The organism is Intestinimonas sp. (assembly GCF_026169115.1).
In the GTDB taxonomy this organism is placed as follows: domain Bacteria; phylum Bacillota; class Clostridia; order Oscillospirales; family Oscillospiraceae; genus Intestinimonas.
Map to the genome: position 1 here is coordinate 1 of NZ_JAPFEA010000091.1, position 23,280 is coordinate 23,280.

The 23,280-nt window shown below is 64.5% G+C and carries 20 protein-coding genes; 10 read left to right on the forward strand and 10 right to left on the reverse strand.

Annotated elements, in window-relative coordinates; all coding sequences use genetic code 11:
• The first annotated feature begins 339 nt into the window (after positions 1–339).
• Positions 340–1,482 carry a helix-turn-helix transcriptional regulator gene (locus tag Q0Y09_RS08245; RefSeq protein WP_297720257.1) on the forward strand — a complete coding sequence of 381 codons (1,143 nt, stop codon included), beginning with the start codon at positions 340–342 and terminating at the stop codon, positions 1,480–1,482.
• Between the two features lie 85 nt (positions 1,483–1,567).
• Here the strand turns inward: Q0Y09_RS08245 and Q0Y09_RS08250 are convergent, their stop codons facing one another.
• Both Q0Y09_RS08250 and Q0Y09_RS08255 read right to left on the reverse strand, forming a co-directional pair.
• Positions 1,568–2,596 (reverse strand): aminotransferase class I/II-fold pyridoxal phosphate-dependent enzyme, encoded by a 1,029-nt coding sequence (locus tag Q0Y09_RS08250; protein ID WP_297720259.1) that lies wholly within the window; start codon positions 2,594–2,596, stop codon positions 1,568–1,570.
• 71 nt (positions 2,597–2,667) lie between these two features.
• Entirely contained in the window at positions 2,668–4,371 is a 1,704-nt protein-coding gene (locus tag Q0Y09_RS08255; protein WP_297720263.1) for a glutamine--tRNA ligase/YqeY domain fusion protein, read from the reverse strand.
• A 215-nt stretch (positions 4,372–4,586) separates the two neighbouring features.
• Between Q0Y09_RS08255 and Q0Y09_RS08260 the strand changes: the two genes are divergently transcribed.
• The 3 genes from Q0Y09_RS08260 to trxA are packed head-to-tail and all read left to right on the forward strand — an operon-like array spanning position 4,587 to position 6,134.
• Positions 4,587–4,913: a helix-turn-helix transcriptional regulator gene (locus Q0Y09_RS08260; protein ID WP_297720266.1), complete on the forward strand. Its 327-nt coding sequence runs from the start codon at positions 4,587–4,589 to the stop codon at positions 4,911–4,913.
• A gap of 3 nt (positions 4,914–4,916) precedes the next feature.
• Positions 4,917–5,777: an FAD-dependent oxidoreductase gene (locus Q0Y09_RS08265; protein WP_297720269.1), complete on the forward strand. Its 861-nt coding sequence runs from the start codon at positions 4,917–4,919 to the stop codon at positions 5,775–5,777.
• A 39-nt stretch (positions 5,778–5,816) separates the two neighbouring features.
• Positions 5,817–6,134, forward strand: coding sequence for a thioredoxin (trxA, locus tag Q0Y09_RS08270; protein ID WP_297720272.1), 318 nt, complete (start codon positions 5,817–5,819; stop codon positions 6,132–6,134).
• Positions 6,135–6,189: 55 nt separating this feature from the next.
• On the opposite strand, the gene Q0Y09_RS08275 is transcribed toward trxA, so the two are convergent.
• The 5 genes from Q0Y09_RS08275 to Q0Y09_RS08295 all read right to left on the reverse strand — a co-directional run bounded on the left by Q0Y09_RS08275 (position 6,190) and on the right by Q0Y09_RS08295 (position 12,826).
• Positions 6,190–6,642 carry a GNAT family N-acetyltransferase gene (locus tag Q0Y09_RS08275; RefSeq protein WP_297720310.1) on the reverse strand — a complete coding sequence of 151 codons (453 nt, stop codon included), beginning with the start codon at positions 6,640–6,642 and terminating at the stop codon, positions 6,190–6,192.
• Positions 6,643–6,771: 129 nt separating this feature from the next.
• Positions 6,772–7,905 carry a tyrosine-type recombinase/integrase gene (locus tag Q0Y09_RS08280; RefSeq protein ID WP_297720275.1) on the reverse strand — a complete coding sequence of 378 codons (1,134 nt, stop codon included), beginning with the start codon at positions 7,903–7,905 and terminating at the stop codon, positions 6,772–6,774.
• 152 nt (positions 7,906–8,057) lie between these two features.
• On the reverse strand, positions 8,058–9,656 hold the full coding sequence (locus Q0Y09_RS08285; protein ID WP_297720278.1) for an NAD(P)/FAD-dependent oxidoreductase: 1,599 nt from the start codon (positions 9,654–9,656) through the stop codon (positions 8,058–8,060).
• Between the two features lie 332 nt (positions 9,657–9,988).
• The gene (gene gdhA, locus Q0Y09_RS08290; RefSeq protein ID WP_297720282.1) at positions 9,989–11,338 is read right to left on the reverse strand and encodes an NADP-specific glutamate dehydrogenase; all 1,350 of its coding nucleotides are present in this window, start codon (positions 11,336–11,338) and stop codon (positions 9,989–9,991) included.
• 291 nt (positions 11,339–11,629) lie between these two features.
• Positions 11,630–12,826 (reverse strand): acetate/propionate family kinase, encoded by a 1,197-nt coding sequence (locus Q0Y09_RS08295; RefSeq protein ID WP_297720285.1) that lies wholly within the window; start codon positions 12,824–12,826, stop codon positions 11,630–11,632.
• Between the two features lie 167 nt (positions 12,827–12,993).
• Between Q0Y09_RS08295 and Q0Y09_RS08300 the strand changes: the two genes are divergently transcribed.
• The 6 genes from Q0Y09_RS08300 (at position 12,994) to Q0Y09_RS08325 (ending at position 20,153) form a co-directional block, all read left to right on the forward strand.
• On the forward strand, positions 12,994–14,196 hold the full coding sequence (locus Q0Y09_RS08300; protein ID WP_297720288.1) for a nucleotidyltransferase family protein: 1,203 nt from the start codon (positions 12,994–12,996) through the stop codon (positions 14,194–14,196).
• Complete coding sequence (locus Q0Y09_RS08305; RefSeq protein WP_297720291.1) at positions 14,193–15,593, forward strand: PLP-dependent aminotransferase family protein; 1,401 nt, start codon at positions 14,193–14,195, stop codon at positions 15,591–15,593. Before Q0Y09_RS08300 ends, Q0Y09_RS08305 begins: the two co-directional genes overlap by 4 nt.
• Positions 15,594–15,669: 76 nt before the next feature.
• Positions 15,670–16,371 carry a response regulator transcription factor gene (locus Q0Y09_RS08310; protein ID WP_297720294.1) on the forward strand — a complete coding sequence of 234 codons (702 nt, stop codon included), beginning with the start codon at positions 15,670–15,672 and terminating at the stop codon, positions 16,369–16,371.
• Positions 16,343–18,652, forward strand: coding sequence for a HAMP domain-containing sensor histidine kinase (locus Q0Y09_RS08315; RefSeq protein WP_297720296.1), 2,310 nt, complete (start codon positions 16,343–16,345; stop codon positions 18,650–18,652). The genes Q0Y09_RS08310 and Q0Y09_RS08315 overlap by 29 nt, the downstream gene beginning before the upstream one ends.
• An 82-nt stretch (positions 18,653–18,734) precedes the next feature.
• Complete coding sequence (locus Q0Y09_RS08320) at positions 18,735–19,007, forward strand: GNAT family N-acetyltransferase (RefSeq protein ID WP_297720299.1); 273 nt, start codon at positions 18,735–18,737, stop codon at positions 19,005–19,007.
• Between the two features lie 57 nt (positions 19,008–19,064).
• On the forward strand, positions 19,065–20,153 hold the full coding sequence (locus tag Q0Y09_RS08325) for a hypothetical protein (protein WP_297720302.1): 1,089 nt from the start codon (positions 19,065–19,067) through the stop codon (positions 20,151–20,153).
• Positions 20,154–20,202: 49 nt separating this feature from the next.
• Here the strand turns inward: Q0Y09_RS08325 and Q0Y09_RS08330 are convergent, their stop codons facing one another.
• The 3 genes from Q0Y09_RS08330 to Q0Y09_RS08340 all read right to left on the reverse strand — a co-directional run.
• Complete coding sequence (locus Q0Y09_RS08330; RefSeq protein WP_297720305.1) at positions 20,203–21,129, reverse strand: NTP transferase domain-containing protein; 927 nt, start codon at positions 21,127–21,129, stop codon at positions 20,203–20,205.
• Between the two features lie 25 nt (positions 21,130–21,154).
• Positions 21,155–22,678: a glycerol kinase GlpK gene (glpK, locus tag Q0Y09_RS08335; protein WP_297720307.1), complete on the reverse strand. Its 1,524-nt coding sequence runs from the start codon at positions 22,676–22,678 to the stop codon at positions 21,155–21,157.
• A gap of 346 nt (positions 22,679–23,024) precedes the next feature.
• Positions 23,025–23,280, reverse strand: a 256-nt coding sequence (locus tag Q0Y09_RS08340) for a transposase (protein WP_367184377.1), incomplete at its 5' end; no start/stop codon positions are given.

Below are 23,280 nucleotides of genomic sequence, written 5' to 3' on the forward strand. Positions count from 1 at the left end.
CTGCAATCATGCTCTTGCCTTTGGAAACATCGATGCCAACGCAGTTCATTCACATTCCTCCAATACAAAGAATCTGCAAACGGAAATCCATATTTTCTCGCTGCCGATTCAATCTATTGGGTGACACGAACTCTCCGGTATCCGGTGGCTCAACCTGCTCAAATCGAACGCTGCAACAAGCGGATGGCTAACAGTCTTTCCCACGGACATAAAAGCCCAAGGAGGCAAGGGTCAGCCAGTTGCTCCCCTTATTGTAGCTTAGGCTCGAGATGGAGGGAAAGCCGGACTGGCTGCCCGGCTTTCCTGTCCAAATTTATTGTAATAGGAGGCAAGACAAAAATGGAACAGACCTTTTCGGAGCGGCTGAAACGCTATCGCCGGGACAAGAACCTGACCCAGCAGGAGCTGGCCGACCTGCTGGGGGTGAGCAACAAAACAGTCTCCCGCTGGGAGAGTGAAGGGGGCTACCCCGACATCCCCCTGCTGGTCCCCCTGGCCCGGGCCTTGGGGGTGACGGTGGATGATCTGCTGGACGGGGAAAGGCCCATCCGGGCTCTGAGCCGGGCCGACTGGCAGAGCCTGCTGTCCTTTGCCTTCGCCCTGGGCGGCGGCGTCCTCTTCTATCTGCTGGACCTCTTTATGCCCATGGCGCTGTGCTGGTGCGCCTACCTGGGGTGTATGGCCTACGGCGTCTATCTGCAAAAGTACTACGCCTACCAGAGCCGCTGGTTCCAGCTCTCCAACGCGCTGATGTGCTTTGCGGTGAACCTTACCTTTGCGGCCAAGGCGGTCACGATGGCGGTGGCGCTGGCACTCTTTGGGGCCAATCAGACCATGCTGGAGGATGCCATCGGGAGACTTCTGATGGATAAAATGGGGGACTGGGTCCTGCTGATGGTACTGGTCATTCTGGCGGTGGCCGCCGGTCTGACGGTGGTGATCCAGAGATTCGCTTACCAGTGGAGCAGCGGACGCCCCCTCCGCTGGCGGGAAGGGGCGGGTGCTCAGATCCGGCCCACGCTGGTGCGGCCCCCCATACGGCGGCTTCTGCCGGGGCTGGTACCCTGGCTGGCGGCGGCCTTCTGGCTCCTATTTGAGCTTCCAAACCTGCCGGAGATATTTTATGGGGATCTGTCCACTTTTTTCTACCTCTGGTGGCTGATCCTCCTGGCTGTTGCTGCGTCCTTGCCTTTGCTGCGCAGGGGATATCGGCGGTGGCTCCCGGCGGTGTGGGTCATGACCGCCCTGTGCTGGGGGATGGTGGGCCTGCGGGTCTACAAGATGGCCTGGTCTCCCATTTCCCAGTCGCTGATCCCCTACCAGGTGGGAATGGGAGATATCTACCAGCCGGTAGGCCAGGCATCCTGGGCGATGGTCCTGGCGGCGGCGGCCCTGTGCGCCCTGTGGCTGCTCCTCCAGTGTGTCCGCCTTTCCGACGCTCCGGTGAAGGGAAAAAAGCCTGCCGACCAGGAAGAAGGGTAAAAAACCGCGCTCCGGCCTTTTGGGCCGGAGCGCGGTTTTGCGTCTGTATGTATGGAAGCTCACATCATATGGTCTGCTCTGCCGGTCACCGCAGGGCGTCCAGAAAGCCGTCCACGTCCTCGGGCTCGGTGGCGAAGCAGGTGACGAAGCGGATAACGGTGTGTCCGGGCTCCTGGGCGGGGCACCAGTCCTCATAGGCGCACAGAGTGTCCAGTTTGGCCTTGACGGCGTCATCCACCACGGCAAAGACCTGATTGGTGGGGGAGTCCACCCAGAGGGTCCAGCCCAGGGACTTCAGGCCGGCCTGGAGCCGGGCGGCCATGGCGTTGGCGTGGCGGGCCATCTCAAAATAGAGGCCGTCTTTCAGCAGGGCCTCGAACTGCACGCCCAGCAGCCAGCCCTTGGCCAGGACGGCGCCCAGCTGCTTCTTGATGCGGAAGAAGTCGGGCTGGAGGGCGGGGTTGGTGATGACCAGGGCCTCGCCCATGAGAGCGCCGTTCTTTGTGCCGCCGATGTAGAAGGCGTCGGTGAGCCGGGCCAGGTCGGGGAGGGTCAGGTCATTTTTGGGGGAGGTCAGGGCGGAGCCCAGCCGGGCGCCGTCCAGGAAGAGGAGCAGGTCGTTTGCCCGGCAGTACTCGGAGAGGGCGGTGAGCTCGGCCTTGGTGTAGACCATGCCGCTCTCCGTGGCGTCGGCGATCTCCACCAGACGGGGCTTGACCAGATGTACGTCCTTGTGCCGCTCCAGGATGGGGGCGATCTGGGCCGGGGTGATCTTGCCGTCGGTGTCGGCCTGGATCTGGAGGATCTTGTGGCCGGTGGCCTCCACAGCGCCCACCTCGTGGCCGTTGATGTGGGAGGAATCGGCGGCGATGATCCCCTCCCAGGGCCGCAGGAAGGCGGCGAGGGCGGTGAAATTGGTCTGAGTGCCGCCGATGAGGAACTGGACCTCGGCCTGGGGACACTGGCACAGGTCCCGGATCAGAGCCTTGGCCCGGTCACAGTAGGCGTCGTCGCCGTAGCCGATATTGCCCTCCAGATTGGTCTCGGCCAGGGCGGCCAGGACCTTGGGATGGGCGCCGAAGGAGTAGTCGTTGCGGAAGAGATACTGCTTCATCTTTTATGACCTCCAATGGCGGGAATCGGAACGCGGCGGGCGGTGGGAGACCGTCCGCCGCGTTCTGCCGCTTAAAATTTGAAAGAATCCTTCAGGCTCACAGAGCGGTTGAAGACCAGGTGGCCGGGGGCAGAGTCCTTGTTATCCACGCAGAAATAGCCCTGGCGCAGGAACTGGAAGGAGGCGGGGGCCGCCGCGTCGGCCAGACCGGCCTCCACCTTGGCGTCGGTCAGGACCTCCAGGGAGTCCGGGTTCAGGCAGTCCAGGAAGTTTTTATCGCCGGCGTCGGGGTCGGCGTCAGAGAAGAGGTTGTCATAGAGCCGGATCTCGGCGTCCACGGCGGTAGCGGCATCCACCCAATGGATGGTGGCGCCCTTGATCTTCCGTCCGTCGGCGGGGTTGCCGCCCCGGCTCTCCGGGTCATACTCGGCGGCGATCTCGGTGACGTTTCCGTTCTCGTCGGTCTCATAGCCCACGCACTTGATGACATAGGCGCCTTTCAGGCGGCACTCCGGGCCGTTGGGGAAGAGGCGCTTGTACTTGGGCACGGGCTCAGGGAGAAAGTCTTCGGCCTCGATGTAGACCTCCCGGGAGAAGGTGACGGTCCGGGTGCCGTCCTCAGGCCGGCTGGGGTTGTTCTCCACCTCGAAGGTCTCGCTCTGACCCTCCGGATAGTTGGTGATGACCAGCTTTACCGGGCGGAGGACCGCCATCCGGCGCTGGGCGGTCTCGTTGAGGTCCTCCCGCAAACAGTGCTCCAGGAAGGCGAACTCCACAGTGGAGGAAGCCTTGCTCACGCCGTTGCGCTCGGAGAAATTGTGGATGGAGCGGGGGGTATAGCCCCGGCGGCGCAGGCCGCACAGGGTGGGCATCCGGGGATCGTCCCAGCCGGAGACCCGGCCCTCCTCCACCAGCTGGCGGAGCTTGCGCTTGCTCATGACGGTATAGTTGATGCCCAGACGGGCAAACTCGATCTGCCGGGGTTTGGAGGGGACGGGGCAGTTGGCGATGACCCAGTCGTAGAGGGGGCGGTGGTCCTCAAACTCCAGGGAGCACAGGGAGTGGGTGATCCCCTCCAGGGCGTCCTCAATGGGGTGGGCAAAGTCGTACATGGGGTAGATGCACCACTTGTCGCCCTGACGGTGGTGGTGCATGTGGTTGATGCGGTAGATCACCGGGTCCCGCATGTTGAAGTTGCCGCTCTCCAGGTCGATCCTGGCCCGGAGGGTGTACTTGCCGTTGGGGAACTCCCCGGCCCGCATCCGGGCGAAGAGGTCCAGGGACTCCTCCACAGGCCGGTCCCGCCAGGGGGAGCGGGCGGGGGTATTCACGTCGCCGCGGTATGCCTTGAACTCCTCGGGGGTGAGCTCACAGACATAGGCCAGCCCTTTCTTGATGAGCTCCACGGCGTACTCATACATCTTTTCAAAGTAGTCGGAGGCGTAGAAGAACCGGTCACCCCAGTCGTAGCCCAGCCAGTGGATGTCCTCCTGGATGGCCTCCACGTACTCCACGTCCTCCTTGGTGGGATTGGTGTCGTCCATGCGCAGGTTGCACAGACCGCCGTATTTCTCGGCGGTGCCGAAGTCGATGAAGATGGCCTTGGCGTGGCCGATGTGCAGGTAGCCGTTGGGCTCCGGGGGGAAACGGGTGTGGACGGTCATGCCTTGGAACTGCCCACCCTGCCCCAGGTCCTCGTCAATAAAATCATGGATGAAATTCTGGGCCATCACGGGGAGTTCGGCTCCGGCAGTGGACTTGTGTTCCTCGGTCATGGTTTTGTCACTCCTTCATTTTTCATGCAATTTTATATTTTACCCTCTGACCGGGAAAAAAGCAATGGATTTCGGAGAAAAAGAGGGTATCTTTTGGGAAAGAGACGGGACCTTCTTCTGTCGAAAAATAAAGTGCGCCGAAAGAGAAAAAAGAGGTTGACAAATTAGAATATTTGAATATAATAATATTAGAACAAGCGAATGAGGTGAGGACCATGGAGAACGGCAAGGCGCCGTATCAGGAAAAGACGGAGCTGCTCAAGGCCCTCTCCCACCCGCTGCGGCTCCAGATCGTGCGGGGGCTGCTGGTGGGCGGCTGCCGGAATGTGCGGTGCATGGAGGAGGGGACGGGCCAGAGCCAGTCCACCATTTCCCAGCATCTGATGCGTTTGAAGGCAGCCGGTGTGGTGAAGTGTCAGCGCTCCGGAAATGAAATGTATTATGAGGTGGCCGACCCTCAGGCCGCCGCCGTGGTGGCGGCCCTGTTCGGAGACGAGGCGGAGGACTATAACTGTCCCTGCGCCGGACGCGAGGAGGGATGACAGATGCCCTATGATATCGCTGTGATCGGCAGCGGCCCGGCTGGGCTCAGCGCGGCCATCAACGCCCGGGCCCGAGGCAAATCGGTGCTGGTAGTTGGAAACGACTACCGGGAGAGCCCCCTCTACCGGGCCGAGCGGGTGGACAATTACCTGGGGATGCCGGGTATGACCGGCCCTGAGCTGATGGAGGCTTACCGCCGCCACGCCGAGACCATGGAGGTGGACCTCCGCACCGGCCGGGTGCTGAATATCATGCAGATGGAAGGCACAAGCTATCTGAGCATCGGCAGCGACATGGAGACTGCCCGCGCCGTGGTCCTGACCACCGGGGTGGCCCGGGGGAAGAAGCTGCCGGGAGAGGAGCAATACCTGGGCCGAGGCGTGAGCTATTGCGCCACCTGTGACGGTATGCTCTACCGGGGCAGGCCGGTGGTGGTGGTGGGCTTGGCTCCTGACGCACCGGAGGAGGCCAATTTCCTCCAGGGCATCGGCTGCCAGGTGACCTATGTCTCCGCCAAACAGCCGGAGGGACTGGTCCCCGCCATCACCTGGGTGCAGCAGACCGGAAGGCTGGAGATCCTGGGCGAAGACCTGGCGACCACCCTGCGCATCGGCGACAGAGAGCTCCCCGCCCAGTGTATCTTCCTCCTCCGCAGCGCCTTTCCCCCCACAGACCTGCTCCCCGACCTGGCCCTGGAGGACGGTTACATCACGGTTGACCGCCACATGAGGACCAACCTGCCCGGCGTGTTTGCCGCCGGGGACTGCACCGGACTTCCCCTCCAGCTCTCCAAGGCGGTGGGCGAGGGCCTGGTGGCGGGTCAGGCCGCCGCCGAATATGTGGACCAACTGTCCAACAGCTGAGATAAATACCAATATTTTTTGATAAAAGGAGAATGAATCATGTCTGTTCTGCATCTCAACGAGTCCGAGTTTAACGCCAAGATCCCCGCTTCCTCTGTGGCTATGGTAGATTTCTGGGCCACCTGGTGCGGCCCCTGCAAGATGCTGGCTCCCGTCATTGACAGCATCGGCGGAAAGTATGAGGATAAGGCCGTCATTGCCAAGGTGGACGTGGATGCCAACCCCGGCCTGGCCGCCAAGTACGGCGTCATGAGCATCCCCACCGTCATCTTCTTCAAGGACGGCAAGGAGATCGACCGGAAGGTGGGGGTCCAGCCCGCCGACGTCTACACCAAGACCCTGGACGCCAACCTGTAAGCCTGTAAACAAAACCGAAAACCAGAGGTCCCGCCGCGGCGGGACCTCTGGTTTTTTAGTTTACCTTTTCCATGACAAAATTGGTCAGAAGCACGCCGCCCCGCTCCACCTGCTGCTCCCGGACCACCCGGTAACCCCGTCCCGCAAAGAAGCCCCGGGCGGTGAGGGAGGCGTGGGTGGTGAAGCGTGCGGCGCCGGAAGCCCCCTCCAGGGCATCGCACAGGGCGGTGGCGATGCCCCGGCCCTGGCGGTCCTTGTGGACGTAGAGCCGGTCCAGATAGCCGTCGACGGCCATGTCGGCAAAGCCGACGATGATGCCGCCCTCCTCGGCCACCAGGGTGTGGTGGGCGGAGAGGGAGACGTCCCAGGCGTCCAGGTCCACCGTCCCTGTGGCCCAGGCGTCCAGCTGTTCCGGGGCGTAATCCCGGCCATTCACAGTGTGGACCGTTTCGTAAAAGAGCTGCGCCAGGATGGGACAGTCCCGGTGCTCATAGCTGCGCAGGAACATTGCGCCCTCCCTTCTATGCTGTTTGGCCTCTAGGTGGTTCCCCTCCCGGTACTGTTCCATGTGGTTGAGTTCCAGCACGGTATACGCCCCTTTCTGTCATCATGGTGGCCCAGCTGTCCCCCTGTCGAGTCACTTCATCACGGCGGCCACCTGATCCAGAATACGGGCGTGGGTCTGGTCCAGGAGGTGGGTGTAGATCCGCCCAGTGGTGGAGGGCGTGGAGTGGCCCAGGGCCTTGCCGATGTCAAAGAGGGGGGCCCCTTGGGCGGAGGCCACGGTGGCAAAGGTGTGCCGCAGGCCGTGGAGGGTGATCTTTGGCATGTTGTTGCGGCGGATGAATCGGGTAAAGGCCAGGCTCACCGCGTTGGGCGGATAGGGCTCTCCGTGTCGGTCCAGCAATACCATGCCGGCGCCGTCCCAGTCCCGGCCAGAGAGGATGCACTCCTGCTGCTGGCGCTGCTGCTCCCGCAGCAGCAGTTGGTAGAGGCTGTCGGAGAGGTAGAGGGTCCGGGTGGAGGAGCGGGTCTTGGTGGTCTTCTGGACGATGGAGCCGCCGGCGGCGGTCCTGGCCTCCTTGATCCGCACCACCCGCTGGGTGAAGTCCACGTTGGGCCAGCGCAGACCGCAGATCTCCTCCCGGCGCAGTCCCAGACCGGCGGCCAGCTTGACCACTACCTCCAGACGGGTGCCCTCGGAGAGCAGGCACAGCCGCCGCAGGTCCTCCGGCCCGTAGAACTTGGCCTCAAAGGGGATCACCCGGGGCGGCTCTACCCGGTCCGTGGGGCAGCGGGCCAGCACGTCCTGCCGGACCGCCATGCGCAGCGCGGAGGAGAGCAGGTCGTGGTGGCGGCGCACGGTGTTGGGGGAGAGCCCCTTCTCCCGCATGAGCATGGTGTAGTATTTCTGAATGTCCTGGGGGGAGAGCTTTTGCAGGGTGATGTCTCCCAGGGCGGGGGAGAGATGGTTGTCAATGATCTTGTTGTAGCCGTAGACCGTGGTCTCCGCCCGGTTGGGCTTGACCACCTCCTCCATCCAGTAGTTCAGCCACTGGTCCAGGGTCATGGGCCGGGGCGCCACTTGGCGGGAAAGGGAACGCTCCGTCTCAAACTGACGGAGGGCCTTCCGGGCCAGGGACAGGCTGGTAAAGGTTTGGTAGGTACGGACGCGCCGCCCGCCCTCCACCAGGCCGTAGTCCATGTTGACGTAGTAGAGCTGACGGACACTGTCAAAGGAGATATTGCGCTCAATGCTTTTTCTGGACATGGATACCCCTCTTTTCTTTTCCGGAATTTGAGGAATCCAGTCTAGCACACCAACGGGGGAAAAGCAGTAAGCTGACGAAAAATGTCGTATAAAATGCCGTGATAAATAGAAAAATAGTCTATTTATCGCGGTATTATACAACATTTTGTGGTTTATGGCAGGGCGGACAGAGCGATCTGCTCTGCGGTGCGGATGCCGTCGGCGGCAGCCGACATGATGCCGCCGGCGTAGCCCGCGCCCTCGCCGCAGGGATAGAGTCCCCGCAGCGCGGACATGCCGTCTGCCCCGCGCAGGATGCGCACCGGAGAGGAGGAACGGGTCTCCACGCCGGTGAGCACGGCGTCAGGGCAGGCGAAGCCACGGACCTTCCGGTCCAGCAGGGGCAGGGCCTCTCGGAGGCCCTCGATCACATAGGGGGGCAGGCAGGGATCCAGCGCGGTCCAGGTCACGCCGGGGCGATAGGTGGGGGAGAGGGCGCCAGGGCCGGCGGAGGGGCGGCGGGAGAGCAGGTCCCCCACCAGCTGCGCGGGGGCGGAGAAGGGGAGGCCGCCGGCGGCCCCCAGATCCCAGGCGGCGCGCTCCCAGGTCTCCTGGAAGCGGACCCCGGCCAGGGGATCGGCGCCGGGGAAGTCCTCGGGCCCCACACCCACCAGCAGCCCGCCGTTGATGTTGGATCCGGCGCGGTCCCGATAGCTCATACCGTTGGTGACCACCTGACCGGGGGCGGAGGCGGCGGCCACCACCTGACCGCCGGGACAGACGCAGAAGGAGAAGACGGAGCGTCCGCCGGGCAAGTGACAGGCCAGCTTGTAGTCGGAGGGGGGGAGCCGCCGCCAGGCAGGGCCGTATTGGGCCTCGGAGAGGGCGGACTGAGCATGCTCAATCCGTACGCCGATGGCGAAAGCCTTTTGTTCCATGGGGACGCCCAGGGCGTGGAGCATGGCGAAGGTGTCCCGGGCGGAGTGTCCCGGGGCCAGGACCAGGGTCCGGCAGGGAAGATCGTAGGGGCCTTCGGGGCCCCGGACGGTGAGACTGCGCACCGCCTCGCCCTCGGTCTGGAGCTGCTCCAGGCAATGCCCGAAGCGGACGTCGCAGCCCAGGGCCTGGAGCTCCATGCGGATGGACTTGACCACCGTCCTGAGCACGTCGGTGCCCACATGGGGCTTGTGGGAATAGCGCACATCCTCCGGCGCGCCGTGCTCCACCAGCACGTCCAGAACGGCGGAGAGCCGGGGGTCATGGGTGCCGGTGGTGAGCTTTCCGTCGGAGAAGGTGCCGGCCCCTCCCTCGCCGAACTGGACGTTGGAGGTGGGGTCCAGGGTGCCGGCGGACCAGAATTTCTCCACGTCAGCGGTGCGGGTATCCACATCCTGACCCCGCTCCAGCACCACGGAGGGGATGCCCGCCCGGGCCAGGAAAAGGGCGGCGAAAAGCCCGGCGGGGCCCATACCGACCACCACCGGCCTGCATTCGGGGATGTGGCTGGGGGTGGGGAAGCGGTAGGGTTGGGGGGTGTGGAGGGTCACGTTCCGGTCGTTGGCGCGCCGGACCAGGGCAACCTCGTCCGGGGCGTCCACATCCACGGTATAGACATAGTGGACGTCCTGCTTTTTCCGGGCGTCAATGGACTGCCGCACCGGCGTGACGGCGGCCAAGTCGTCGGGGCGGAGCCCCAGCCGTCTGGCGGCCTTCTTCCGCAGAAGGGAGAGGTCCCCGTCCAGGGGCAGGGACAGGTTGGAAATTCGTATCATATTCGTATCACCTGCCCTAGAGTCTACCATAAAACCAGGTCAAACTCCATACTTTCCTGGTGTGGAGACAAAAATGGGAAAAAGTCCGGCGCTCTGTCTAGAGCGCCGGACCGATCCGAAAGCGTATTTTCTGCGCTCAGTAGCTCACACCCTGCCACAGCATGGCCTCCACGCCCCAAAATGCGGGGCGTTTTGGGGACCCCGACTGATCTCACATCCTCGGGCGAAGTGAATTCGCCCTGCGGCAAGGGTGCTGGTCCGCTGGACCAACACCCTTGTACGGCGCTTACCGCGCCGCCCCGGCGTGGCCGGGGCCCAAGTGGCGGATATGCTCAGTAGCTCACACCTTGCCACAGCATGGCCTCCGCCACCTTGAGGAAGCCGGCGATGTTGGCGCCGGCGACCAGGTTGCCGGGCATGCCGTACTCCTCGGCGGCCTGGGCGGCATTGTGGTAGATATTGGTCATGATGCCGTGGAGCTTTTCGTCCACCTCGTCAAAGGTCCAGCTCAGGCGGAGGGAGTTCTGGCTCATCTCCAGGCCGGAGGTGGCCACGCCGCCGGCGTTGGCGGCCTTGGCGGGCCCAAAGAGGACGCCGTTGGCCTGGAAAATGGCGATGGCCTCGGGGGTGGAGGGCATGTTGGCCCCCTCGGCCACGGCGAAGCAGCCGTTTTTCACCAGAGCCTGGGCGGAGGCGCCGTCCAGCTCATTCTGGGTGGCGCAGGGGAGGGCGATGTCACAGGGGACGGTCCAGATGCCGGCGCAGCCCTCCACATACCTGGCGGTGGGGACATAGTCCAGGTAGGTCTTGATCCGGGCCCGCTTGACCTCCTTGATCTCCTTGATGAGCTTGTAGTCAATGCCGTTTTCATCCACGATATAGCCGTTGGAATCGCTCATGGCGATGACCTTACCGCCCAGCTGGGTCGCCTTCTGGTTGGCATAGGTGGCCACGTTGCCGGAGCCGGAGATGATGACCCGCTGCCCCTCGAAGCTCCTGCCGTTGGCCCTGAGCATCTCGTCGGTGAAGTAGCACAGCCCGTAGCCGGTGGCCTCGGTGCGGGCCAGGGAGCCGCCGTAGGTGAGGCCCTTGCCGGTGAGCACGCCGGTGAACTCGTTGCGCAGGCGCTTGTACTGGCCGTACAGGAAGCCGATCTCCCGGGCGCCCACGCCGATATCGCCGGCTGGCACGTCGGTGAACTGGCCGATGTGGCGGTAGAGCTCGGTCATGAAGGACTGGCAGAAGCGCATGATCTCGCCGTCAGACCTGCCCTTGGGGTCAAAGTCGCAGCCGCCCTTGCCGCCGCCCATGGGCAGACCGGTGAGGGCGTTCTTGAAGATCTGCTCAAAGCCCAGGAACTTGATGATGGACAGGTTCACGCTGGGGTGGAAGCGCAGCCCTCCCTTATAGGGGCCGATGGCGGAGTTGAACTGCACCCGGAAGGCGCGGTTGACCTGCACATTGCCGGCGTCGTCCACCCAGGACACCCGGAACTGGATGACCCGCTCAGGCTCCACCAGGCGCTGGAAAATGCCCGCCTTCTGGAGGTCGGGGCGCTTTTCTACCACAGGCTGGAGGGATTCCAGCACCTCGCCCACGGCCTGGAGGAACTCCGGCTGGTCGGGGTCTTTCTTTGCCGCTGCGTCGTATACGCTCTGCAAATATTCATTCTTGAATTCCATTTTCCCAAACCCCTTTATTTTGACGGGGAGACCCGCCTGATTTGATCGCGTATCCGGCGAACACCTGCCTGTCCGGGAGGAGCACCGGAATTTGGAATGTATTATACTTCACCTAAGTAAAGATTGCAAGGAAAAATTGAAACGTCATGTTCCGGCAGCCCGATTTCGGCAGGATGGTAAAAATCATGCCCGGCGGGGAGGGGAAGTATGATGCAAAATAGCCCTCATGCCAGAGAATGAAAAAGTGGGCCTCCGCAAAAGCGGAGGCCCACTGGCTGAGCGGGGAAAAAATTACTTGCCGACGATGGCGGCGGTATCCTGAGCGATGACCAGCTCCTCGTTGGTGGGGATGAGGAGGGTGTGGACCTTGGCACCGGCGGCGGAGATGTCCCGCTCCTCGCCGCGGACCTTGTTCTTCTCGGGGTCGATCTGGATGCCCATGAAGCCCAGGCTGGCGACGATCTGCTCGCGCAGCTCGGCGGAGTTCTCACCCACGCCGGCGGTGAAGACCACGGCGTCCACGCCGCCCATGGCGGCAGCGGCGGAGGCGATGCGCTTGGTGGTCTTGTAGCAGAACATGTCCAGAGCCAGCTGAGCATGAGAATTGCCCTCGGCGGCGGCGTTCTCAATGTCGCGGAAGTCGGAGGACACGCCGGAGACGCCCAGCACGCCGGACTTCTTATTGAGGATGTTCATGACCTCCTCAATGGTCAGGTGATGGGTGTCCATGAGGTACTCGATGATGGACACATCGATAGCGCCGCAGCGGGTGCCCATGGGCAGACCGTCCAGGGGGGTGAAGCCCATGGAGGTCTCGACGGACTTGCCGCCGTCCACGGCGCAGACAGAGGAACCGTTGCCCAGGTGGCAGGTGACGATCTTCAGCTCCTCAATGGGGCGGCCCAGCATCTCGGCGGCCCGGCGGGAGACGTACAGGTGAGAGGTGCCGTGGAAGCCGTAGCGGCGGACGTGGTCCTGCTCATAGTACTCGTAGGGGATGGCGTAGATGAAGGCGCGGGCGGGCATGGTCTGGTGGAAGGCGGTGTCGAACACGGCCACCATGGGCACGCCGGGCATGACCTTCTGGCAGGCCCTGATGCCGGTGATGTTGGCGGGATTGTGGAGAGGAGCCAGAGGGATGCACTCCTCAATGGCGGCCATGACGGCGTCGTCGATGAGGACGGAGGAGGCGAACTTCTCGCCGCCGTGCACCACGCGGTGGCCCACAGCGTCGATCTCAGACATGCTCTTGATGACGCCGTGCTCGGCGTTGGTCAGGGCGTCCAGCACAGCCTGGATGGCCTCGGCGTGGGTGGGCATGGGGATCTCGAAGGTGTATTTGCCGTCAGTGGCGGGGACCTTGTGGGTCAGACGGCCGTCGATGCCGATGCGCTCGCACAGGCCCTTGGCCAGGACCTCCTGAGTCTGGGGGTCCATCAGCTGATATTTCAGAGAAGAACTTCCGGCGTTGATGACGAGAACTTTCATGTTGTGATCCCGCTCCTTTTTTTGATGATGAATGATTATACTTGGCGGACCTTGCGCATCTGCGCGTGTTCCGCTAAAATGACAGTATAATTGTAGCCCATTCCACAGAAAAGAACAACCCATTCTTTGAGAAAAAGTCAAAAACTTTCCCGTTGGAGGTAGTACCAATGAACGTTGCGGGCATCATTGCTGAATATAATCCCTTTCACCGCGGACACGCCTGGCAAATTGACGAAACCAGGCGGCGCCTGGGGGGAGATACGGCGGTGGTATGCGCCATGAGCGGACATTGGGTCCAGCGGGGGGAGTGCGCCCTCACCGACAAGTGGACCCGGGCGGCCATGGCCCTGCGGGGCGGGGCCGATCTCATCCTGGAGCTGCCCACCCCCTGGGCCTGCGCCTCGGCGGAGACCTTTGCCCGGGGGGGCGTGGGGGTGCTGGCGGCCACAGGGGTGGTGGACACCCTGTCCTTTGGCAGTGAGTCGGGGGACCTGGAGGGGCTCAGACGGGCGGCGGCCTGCCTGGACTCGGAGGACTACCGGTCCGCCCTCCGGGCCTTTTTGGACCAGGGGCTGCCCTTTGCCGCCTGCCGCCACCGCGCCCTGGAGGCGCTTCTGGGGGCAGCAGGGGCCGCCTGCCTGGAGCACCCCAACGACAACCTGGGTGTGGAGTACCTGCGGGCCCTGCCGCCGGAGCTGGGGGCCATGACGGTCCAACGGGTGGGCGCCCGCCACGACGGAGCGCCCGAGGGGGGCTTTGCGTCGGCCTCCACCCTCCGGTGCTGGCTCCGGCAGGGCAAGATTTCCCGGGCGGAGGACTATCTCACCGAGGGGTGGCAGGGGGACGTGGCCTCCATGGAGTGGTGCGAGCGGTGGGCCCTGGCCCGGCTGCGGACCATGCCCCTGGCAGAGGCAGAGACCCTGCCCGACAGCGGGGAGGGCCTGGCGGCCCGGCTGCTGGCTGCGGGGCAGCAGGCCGGGAGCCTGGAGGAGGTCTACGCCCTTGCAAAGAGCAAGCGGTACGCCCACGCCCGGGTGCGGCGGCTGACGGCCTGGGCCATGCTGGGGCTGCGGGCGGAGGACCGGCCGGCGGAGCTCCCCTATCTCAGGGTACTGGGCTTTACTGAACGGGGACGGGAGGTGCTACGGGAGATGAGAAAGAGGGCCAGGGTCCCCGTCGTCACCAAGCCGGCCCATGCCAGGACCCTGCCCCCGGAAGCCCTGGCCCTGTTCCGGCGGGAGGCCCGGTGTACCGACCTCTACGGCCTGTGCTTCGCCCGGCCCTGGCCTGGGGGCGTGGAGTGGCGGACGGGGCCGGTGGTCTTGTCGTCACAGAGGAGCGTCAACAGGGAAGAGGAGGGGACAAGATGATTACGCCGGTGCTGGACCCGAGCCTGAGTACCCCTCTTTATGAACAGCTCTACCGCCAGATCCGGCGGGACATCGAGTCGGGGGCCCTCCCCGCCGGGGAGAAGCTCCCCTCCAAGCGGGCCCTCTCCGCCCATCTGAAGGTGAGCGTGGTGACGGTGGAGGGGGCCTACGGTCAGCTCCTGGCCGAGGGCTACCTGCGCTCCGAGCCCAAGCGGGGCTTTTTCGTATCCGACCTGGAGCCGGCGGAAGGGCTGGCGGAGCCGCCGGTCCGGCGGGCGGAGGCCCCCCCTGCTGTCGGAGCTGCGCCCCGGTATGACTTTGCCACCAACGCCGTGGACGCCGTCCGGTTTCCCTTCGCCACCTGGGCCAAGCTCATGCGGCAGGTCCTGAGCCGGGAGGACAGCGGGCTTCTCTCCGCCATCCATCCCCAGGGGGTGCCCGCCCTCCGCTCCGCCATCGTGGACCACCTCCGGGCCTTCCGGGGCATCGACGCCCACCCGGACCAGGTGGTGGTGGGGGCCGGGTCGGAGTACCTCACAGGCATCCTCTTTCAGCTCCTGGGGCGGGAGGGTGGCTACGCCGTGGAGGACCCGGGCTATCGGAAATTCGGGGCCATCCTTTCCCGGCAGGGAGCCCTCATCTGCCCCATCCCCCTGGACGAACAGGGGCTGCGGGTGGACGCCCTCACCTGGTCGGGGGCCCGAGTGGTCCATGTGACCCCCTCCCACCACTTTCCTCTGGGCACCGTCATGCCGGTGGGACGGCGGCGGGAGCTCCTGGCCTGGGCGGCGGCGGGGGAGGGACGGTACATCATCGAGGACGACTACGACAGCGAGTTTCGCTTCTCCGGCCGGCCCATCCCCGCCCTCCAGAGCCTGGATGCCGGGGAGCGGGTGGTCTATCTCAATACCTTCGCCAAAAGTCTGGCCCCCTCCCTCCGCATCGGCTACATGGTGCTGCCCCCCCACCTGGCAGAGCGGTACCGGCGGGAGTTCCTGCTCTACTCCTCCACCGTGCCCTCCTTCGAGCAGTATGCCCTGGCCCGGTTTCTGGAGGGAGGGCACTTTGAGCGGCACATCGCCCGAATGCGGGTGGAGTACCGGGGGCGGAAGGAGGCCCTCACCGCCTGCGTGAAGGAGCTGGGCCTGCCCGCCCGGCTCTCCGGGGCGGACGCCGGGCTCCACATGCTCCTCACCCTGGAAAACGGCATGGGGGAGGCCGAGCTGGTGGAGCGGGCGGCGGCGGAGGGCGTGGCGGTCTACCCTCTGTCGGCCAGCTGGCTGACCCCGCCCCCGGAGGACCTGCCCCCCACCCTCATCATGGGCTATGCCCGGCTGGAGGCCGAGGACATCCGGCTGGCCTTCCGGCGTCTGAAGGCCGCATGGAATGGCCGTTAGAGAATTGTAAGAATTGCCCGGTGGGGCTGTAAGAGTCTTCTGCTATGCTGGAGACATCAGGAAGGAGTTCGAAACGATGGACGAGCGGATCTTAGTGGTGGACGACGACAGGGAAATCGTGGGGGCCATTGCCATCCTGCTGGAGCGGGAGGGCTATCAGGTCCTCCGGGCTTACAACGGCATGGAGGCTCTGGACCTGGCCCTGGACCCGGCCATCCGGCTCATCATCATGGACGTGATGATGCCCCGGCTGGACGGGCTCTCGGCGGTGCTGCGCATCCGGGAGAAGCGGAACCTCCCCATCATCGTCCTCTCCGCCCGCAGCGAGGAGACCGACAAGATCCTGGGCCTCTCGGTGGGGGCGGACGACTATGTGACCAAGCCCTTCAGCCCGCCGGAGCTGGTGGCCCGGGTCCGCAGTCAGCTGCGGCGGTACACCAGCCTGGGGGATGTCCACGCCGAGGGACGGCTGGATGTGGTCGTCAACGGCCGCCTCACCTACGACCCCGAGGGCATGAGCCTGAAGGCCGACGGCGAGCCGGTGAAGCTCACCGCCACCGAGACGAGGATCGTGGATCTGCTCATGCGGAACCTGGGCCGCATCTTTCCGGCGGAGGAGATCTACCGCCGGGTGTGGGAGGGTGAGTGCTACGCCCCCGAGAACACGGTGATGGTCCACATCCGCCGCATCCGGGAGAAGATCGAACTCAATCCGAGAAAGCCGGAATACTTGAAGGTGGTGTGGGGCATTGGCTACAAAATGGAAAAAATGGGTTAGTGTGATCGTCCTCTTTTTGGGGTTTTATCTCACCCTGACGGGATGTGTGGGGACCTGGTACGCCGTATGGGGGCTGCTCCCCCAGAAGCTGGGGCCGGAGGTGGCCTTCCAGAGCGACTATCAGGATACAGATTATTTCCGGCGGCAGGTGGTCTTTTGGATGGAGGACGTCTACATGGCCGTGGCGGACCAGAATCCCGGATACCTCTGGGATGGGGCAGAGTGGGACACCAACCTGCTCTATCGGGGGACTGGGCCGAAAGTCGTGGCCTACACCAACACCAGCCATGACCTGCGCAAGGGGCCGCCGGAGGGCTACGGCTTCTATCTGGTCCTCCGGGACGGACTGGTCAGGATTATCCAGGACGGGGAGGTGCTGGACGTCTATGGGGACGGCTACTATACCAAGGACAGCCAGTGGGATGTGCCGGGCTACCGCAACCGGGATTCGTCGGAGTACGACGGCTATACCATCTATCTGGCCGTGTCGGAGCACCCGGTGGACCACGGCTGGTGGGAGCCGGTTTGGAGCGCCCGGCAGGTGGTCACCTATGTCCGGTACGGCTATCTGGGTCTCTTTGCCGTCTGGGCCGGGGCGGCGGTGTGCCTGGTGCTGTCCATCGCGCTGAGAAAGGCCCGGCGGGAGGCGAGGGCCGCCATCGCCGCCCGGACGGCAAAGGTGTGGTTCGAGGTCAAGCTGGCCTGGACCCTGCTGCCCGCCATCCTCTTTTTCCAGCTCGTCATGGTGGGCTTCTTCTGGGGGCTCAACAGCTATGCCGCCGTGGTGGGGGGCATCCTGCTGGTCTGCTACCCCGTCCTCCTCTACCTGACGGGGTGCGACCTGCGGCACAACAAAGAAGTGTGGAAAAACAGCCTGTGCGCCCGCGTCTTCCACCGGGGCGGGACGGCGGTGCGGGAGGGGGCCGGCGTTCTGAGCCGGAACCAGGAGCGGGCGGCCAGAGTCCTCTCCCATGTCTGGTTTGAATGGATCGTGCTGGCCGCCGTGGCCCTGCCCGCCGGGACGATCCTGCTGACCCTCTTGTTTCTGGACTCCGGGCTGTGGCCTCTGAGCCCCTTCCTCTTCCTGCTGGGGGCGGCAGTGTGCCTGGGCTACTACTATCTGGTCTTCTGCTACCTCCGGTACAACGAAAAGCCCTGGCAGCACGGCCTGTTTGCCCTCTTATTCCGGGGCGCGGGGCGGCTGTGGCGGGCCCTGCGGGGGGCGGAGCTCTCCCAGCCCCTCCGGCGGAGGTTCCTGGCCCGGATGGCGGTGGCGGCGGGGGGCACGGCGGCGTTGGCCCTGATGGCCTTTGTGTGGCTGTGCAACTTCTTCTGGCAGCGCACCGGCCTCACCTGGACGGGGAGCCTGCTGGCCGGACTGCTGCTTACCCTGCTGCTCCTCCTCCCTCTGGCCTGGCTGCTGGACCGGTTCTGGGTCCTCCTTCGGGATCTGGTTTCCCTGCTGGGCAAGCTCTCCGCCCTCCGCTCCGGCGGAGCGGAGGTCCCCCTAGAGCTGCCGGAGGACTCCGACCTGGCTGCCGCCGCGGACGACCTCAATAGGGTGGGAGAGGGGCTGCGCTCCGCCGTGGCCGAGCAGATGAAGAGCGAGCGGATGAAGGTGGAGCTCATCGCCAACGTCTCCCACGACCTGAAGACCCCCCTTACCTCGGTGGTGAGCTACGCCGCTCTGCTGGGGGAGGAGGAGGACCTGCCGCCCCATGTGAAGGACTATGTCCGCATCCTCAACGAGAAGGCGAAGCGGCTCCAGGTCATGGTCCAGGACGTCTTTGAGGTGAGCAAGGCGGCCTCCGGGGAGCTGCCCCTCAGGCTGGAGCGGCTGGACCTCACCCGGCTGCTGGAGCAGACCCTGGCCGACATGGACGAGGCTATCGGCCAGAGCGGCCTCACCTTCCGCACGGCGCTGCCCGGCAGCCCGGTGTGGATCACCGCCGACGGGGATCGGCTCTACCGGGTCTTCCAGAACCTGATCCAGAACGCCCTGCGCTACTCCATGGACGGGAGCCGGGTCTACATCAGCCTGGAGGTCCGGGAGGGCCGGGCGGCGGCCACGGTGAAAAACACCTCCCGGGACGAGCTGCCCTCCGGGGTGGACTTCACCGCCCGGTTCGTCCGGGGAGACGGGAGCCGCACCGACGGCGGCAGCGGCCTGGGTCTGGCCATCGCCAGCAGCTTTACCGCCGCCTGCGGCGGCGACCTGCGGGTGGAGACCGACGCCGACCTCTTCACCGTGGAGGTGGCCTTCCCCGTGGCAAAGAATTAAAACAAGGGGTGGGAAAAGAAGCGCCCCTGTGGTATATTATACGTATACCACAGGGGCGCTTCTGGCGCAGAAAGGAGATCCTATGGAATTTATCTACGAGGCGGAGCGGATCTACACAAAGGGGGCGTCCGGCGGCATGGCGGCGGAGGTCACCTTTCACCAGCGCACCGATGGGGCCATGTCCATCGATCACACCTATGTCTCCCCGGAGCTCCGGGGACAGGGCGCGGCGGGCAAGCTGATGGCGGCTGCCGCCCAGCGTTTCCGTCAGCAGGGGAAAAAGGCGGTCCCGGTGTGCTCTTACGCCGTGGCCTGGTTCCAGGACCACCCGGAAGAGGCCGACCTGCTGAAATGAAATGAGCCGGTCCGTACCCAAACAAAAATTATAGAATAGAGAAGGAGCGATTGGAGCATGAGCTTTGTACTGCCGGTCTACCACGCCCCCGATTTCGCTGCCCTGGGCCTGGGGGATGCCCCTGACGTGAAGCTGGTCCCCGCCCCGAAGGATGGGGTGGTGCCCGAGGGCTACCACGCCACCACCATGTTCCCGGAGTATTTCCGTCTGGAGGGCCGCTGGGTCCTGGCCCAGGAGAGCCGGATGGACTGTGTGGCCATCTGCCGGAACGGCGAGGTTGCCATCGTGGAGTTCCGCAATGTGAAGGCGGGGGACCCGGTGGCGGTGGGCCGGACCGAGGACGGCAGCCAGGGGATCTACGTCCATACCGGCGGCTTCGGCGGGGCCGGGGAGACGGAGGGGGAGACCTTTGCCTTCCGCCAGGGCCGCAGCCGTGAGACGGCCTATTCCATGGACTATGACGCCATGTATGAGCTTCTCCGCCACGAGCGGGACCACGGGAACATCCTGTGGGTCATGGGGCCTGCCTGCACCTTTGACGCCGACGCCCGGGCCGCCTTTGCCGCCCTGGTGCGGGAGGGCTTTGTGGACGGGGTGCTGGGTGGCAACGCCCTGGCCATCCACGACCTGGAGGCCGGCTGCCGGGGCACCGCCCTGGGCCAGGACATCTACACCCAGCGCAGCCAGCCCAACGGCCACTACAACCACATCGACACCATCAACGACGTCCGCCGTCTGGGCTCCATCCGGGCCTTTGTGGAGTCCGGCGCTGTGAAGGACGGCATCATCTATGAGTGCGTGAAGAAGGACGTCCCCTTCGTGCTGGTGGGCTCCGTCCGGGATGACGGCCCCCTGCCGGAGGTGTACGGCAATGTGTATGAGGGCCAGAACGCCATGCGCGAGCTGGTGCGGAAGGCCACCACCATCGTCTGTATGGCCTCCACCCTCCACACCGTGGCCACCGGCAACATGACCCCTTGCTACCGGGTGGTGGACGGGGTGGTCCGCCCCCTTTACTTCTACTCGGTGGACATCTCCGAGTTCGCCGTCAACAAGCTCCGGGACCGGGGCAGCCTGACGGTGAAGACCATCGTCACCAACGTCCAGGACTTCATCGTCCATGTAAAGAACGGCGTCTGCGGCTGAATCCAACGCGCAAAAAACCGGCGTGTGCATTGCACACGCCGGTTTTGCGTTATTCGCCCCACAGGTCGGCGGGGTAGAGCCCCTCTTGGGTCATCCGGGCGATGGCGGCCACCACCACCGGCTTGTCCTCGTGGTAGGTGACCCCGTACCAGCGGTCCCGGCTGCGCAGGACCTTCACCCGGGCCCTGCCCGCTCCGATGAGGGCGCTCACCACGCTGGGCAGGAAGTATTCTCCCTTGATGGGGTCGGTCTCCAGGGTCCGGTCCAGGAAGGCGGGGAAGCGGGCCTCGGCCTCGGCCAGGAAGCTGGGGGTGAAGCCCCACAGGTTCATGGACACGATGGTGTCCCCGGCCAGCTCCTCCCAGGTCTGACCGCCGTCCCGGGTGGAGCGGGCGTTCTCCCCGTCCTTTTCGATGTGGGTGTGCTCGGTGACGCTCCGGAGGAAGTGGTCGGTCGTCTCCACGCACACGCCCCGGGCCACATGGCCGTGCTCGGTAACAGTATTGCCCAGGTGATAGCCCACCATGGCGTACTCATAGCAGCCGGGCCGGTCTGCGTGGGTGGAGAGGTAGTCGTACATCTCCCGAAACGCCTCAGGGCCGTAATAGTCGTCGGAGTTGATGACGGCAAAGGGACCGTCCACCACATGGCGGGCGGCCAGGATGGCGTGGCAGGTGCCCCAGGGCTTTACCCGGTCCTGGGGGACGGTGTAGCCCTCAGGCAGGTCGTCCAGCTCCTGGTAGGCGTAGCGCACGTCCATGACCCTGCTCAGCCGGTCACCGATGCCGGCCTTGAAGCTCTCCTCAATGGCGTGCTTGATGACGAAGACCACCGTCTCGAATCCGGCCCGCCGGGCGTCATAGATGGAGTAGTCAATGATGAGCTCGCCGTGGGCGCCCACCGGGTCGAGCTGCTTGAGGCCGCCATACCGGCTGCCCATGCCGGCGGCCATCACCACCAAAACAGGTTTGTTCATGTTTCCGTCCTCCTTGTGTTCCCGCTCAGCGGACGGTCTCGCCGTCCGCCGGGTCCTCCATGTCCTCTCTGGCCCAGTCCAGGCTGCGCTTCACCGCCCGGTGCCAGCCCTTCAAAAGCTGTTCTCGGCGGTCGGCGGCCATGTCGGGGGTAAAGGTCACGTCCTTCTGCCACAGGCCCCGGATCTCCTCCTGGTCCTTCCAGACTCCCACGGCCAGACCGGCCAGATAGGCGGCCCCCAGAGCAGTGGTCTCCCGGACGACGGGCCGGACCACGTCGGTGCCCAGGATGTCGGCCTGGAACTGCATCAAAAAGCCGTCCCGGCTGGCCCCGCCGTCTGCCCGGAGGGCGCGGAGGGGAACGCCGGTATCCTTTTCCATGGCGGCGGCCAGGTCCCGGACCTGATAGGCGATGGACTCCTGGGCCGCCCGGATGATGTGCTCCCGCCGGGTGCCCCGGGTGAGGCCCACCAGACAGCCACGGGCGTACATGTCCCAGTAGGGGGCCCCCAGGCCGGTGAAGGCGGGCACCAGATAGACCCCGCCGGTGTCGTCCACCTTCCGGGCATAGTACTCGGCGTCCCGGCTCTCGGTGAGGAAGCGCAGCTCGTCCCGGAGCCACTGGATGACGGCGCCGCCCACAAAGACAGAGCCCTCCAGGGCGTACTGGACCTTGCCGCCCAGCCCCACGGCGATGGTGGTGATGAGACCGTTGCTGCTGGCGCAGGGGGTCTCGCCGGTGTTCATGAGGAGGAAGCAGCCGGTTCCATAGGTGTTTTTGGCCTCCCCGGGGGAGAAGCAGGTCTGGCCGAACAGCGCGGCCTGCTGGTCCCCGGCGATGCCGGCGATGGGCACCCTGGACGCCCCCAGCTGGGCATAGCCGTAGACCTCACTGGAGGAGCGGACCTCCGGCAGCATGGCCCGGGGAATGTTGAGGGCGGCGAGGAGCGTGTCGTCCCAGTCCAGGCGGCGGATGTCGAAGAGCATGGTCCGGGAGGCGTTGGTCACGTCGGTGACATGGACCGCCCCGCCGGTGAGCTTCCAGAGGAGCCAGGTGTCCACCGTGCCGAAGAGGATCTCTCCCCGCTCAGCCCGCTCCTGGGCGCCCTCCACATGGTCCAGGAGCCAGCGGATTTTGGTGGCGGAGAAGTAGGCGTCGGGGACCAGACCGGTGGTCGCCCGGATGTGATCCCCCAGGCCATCGGCCAGGAGCCGGTCCACCAGGGGAGCGGTGCGGCGGCACTGCCAGACGATGGCGTTGTGGATGGGCCTTCCGGTGGCCCTGTCCCAGAGGATGGTGGTCTCCCGCTGGTTGGTGATGCCGATGGCGGCCACCTCCGACGGGGCCGCCCCGGTCTTGGCCAGCACCTCCATCATGACGGCGTACTGGGAGGACCAGATCTCCATGGGGTCGTGCTCCACCCACCCCTCCTTTGGGTAGAGCTGGGGAAACTCCTTCTGGGCCACGCCCACGATGTTCTGACTCCGGTCAAAGAGAATGGCCCGGGAGCTGGTGGTGCCCTGGTCCAGGGCCAGGATGTACTTACCCATGCGCTCGCCTCCAACGATACTGTTTCCACCAGTTTACCACATTTGGCGCGGCTTGGGTACTCCAAAACTTCTCCCGTTTCCCCTTTGGACGGATTTCGGCTTACCGGACGATTCATTCCTCGAAATGCTCATCAAAGCTCCACCCCTTAAACAGGTGGAGCTTTGATGAGATAACTGCGTTTTATTTGACAGGCCGGTACCTGATTCTTTCTTTATGTGCGAATGCACGGACCAACATTGCAATAATGCCGATGAAGAGATAACATCCGCCATACAATAAAAACTCCGGCTCACCCATTTCAAAAAATGTCCATGCACCTGCCAAGAAAATGATAATTGCGAATTGTCAAGTCAAGTGCAACAAAGAGCCAAAGAAGATTTCAAAGGGAGCGCGCCAGTCAAGGCATTTGCGGGGTCTGAAATTCATGAGGAAGACGAAGTCGTCCAGGAAGGCGTCAGAGAAAGCAGAGAAGGCGGAGTATTTAGGAAACATCTCACGCAACAGGCCGTTGGTGTTTTCGTTGGTGCCCCGCTGCCAGGGTGCGTGGGGGGCTGCGAAATAGAAGGTGAGCCCCGTAAGGGCCTGCTCCACAGCCTGATAC

What these genes read in the sequence shown, in the direction of transcription:
- Q0Y09_RS08245 (WP_297720257.1), top strand. Translation starts at nt 340, where the DNA reads ATGGAACAGACCTTTTCGGAGCGGCTGAAACGCTATCGCCGGGACAAG.
- Q0Y09_RS08250 (WP_297720259.1), bottom strand. Translation starts at nt 2,596, where the DNA reads ATGAAGCAGTATCTCTTCCGCAACGACTACTCCTTCGGCGCCCATCCC.
- Q0Y09_RS08255 (WP_297720263.1), bottom strand. Translation starts at nt 4,371, where the DNA reads ATGACCGAGGAACACAAGTCCACTGCCGGAGCCGAACTCCCCGTGATG.
- Q0Y09_RS08260 (WP_297720266.1), top strand. Translation starts at nt 4,587, where the DNA reads ATGGAGAACGGCAAGGCGCCGTATCAGGAAAAGACGGAGCTGCTCAAG.
- Q0Y09_RS08265 (WP_297720269.1), top strand. Translation starts at nt 4,917, where the DNA reads ATGCCCTATGATATCGCTGTGATCGGCAGCGGCCCGGCTGGGCTCAGC.
- trxA (WP_297720272.1), top strand. Translation starts at nt 5,817, where the DNA reads ATGTCTGTTCTGCATCTCAACGAGTCCGAGTTTAACGCCAAGATCCCC.
- Q0Y09_RS08275 (WP_297720310.1), bottom strand. Translation starts at nt 6,642, where the DNA reads ATGTTCCTGCGCAGCTATGAGCACCGGGACTGTCCCATCCTGGCGCAG.
- Q0Y09_RS08280 (WP_297720275.1), bottom strand. Translation starts at nt 7,905, where the DNA reads ATGTCCAGAAAAAGCATTGAGCGCAATATCTCCTTTGACAGTGTCCGT.
- Q0Y09_RS08285 (WP_297720278.1), bottom strand. Translation starts at nt 9,656, where the DNA reads ATGATACGAATTTCCAACCTGTCCCTGCCCCTGGACGGGGACCTCTCC.
- gdhA (WP_297720282.1), bottom strand. Translation starts at nt 11,338, where the DNA reads ATGGAATTCAAGAATGAATATTTGCAGAGCGTATACGACGCAGCGGCA.
- Q0Y09_RS08295 (WP_297720285.1), bottom strand. Translation starts at nt 12,826, where the DNA reads ATGAAAGTTCTCGTCATCAACGCCGGAAGTTCTTCTCTGAAATATCAG.
- Q0Y09_RS08300 (WP_297720288.1), top strand. Translation starts at nt 12,994, where the DNA reads ATGAACGTTGCGGGCATCATTGCTGAATATAATCCCTTTCACCGCGGA.
- Q0Y09_RS08305 (WP_297720291.1), top strand. Translation starts at nt 14,193, where the DNA reads ATGATTACGCCGGTGCTGGACCCGAGCCTGAGTACCCCTCTTTATGAA.
- Q0Y09_RS08310 (WP_297720294.1), top strand. Translation starts at nt 15,670, where the DNA reads ATGGACGAGCGGATCTTAGTGGTGGACGACGACAGGGAAATCGTGGGG.
- Q0Y09_RS08320 (WP_297720299.1), top strand. Translation starts at nt 18,735, where the DNA reads ATGGAATTTATCTACGAGGCGGAGCGGATCTACACAAAGGGGGCGTCC.
- Q0Y09_RS08325 (WP_297720302.1), top strand. Translation starts at nt 19,065, where the DNA reads ATGAGCTTTGTACTGCCGGTCTACCACGCCCCCGATTTCGCTGCCCTG.
- Q0Y09_RS08330 (WP_297720305.1), bottom strand. Translation starts at nt 21,129, where the DNA reads ATGAACAAACCTGTTTTGGTGGTGATGGCCGCCGGCATGGGCAGCCGG.
- glpK (WP_297720307.1), bottom strand. Translation starts at nt 22,678, where the DNA reads ATGGGTAAGTACATCCTGGCCCTGGACCAGGGCACCACCAGCTCCCGG.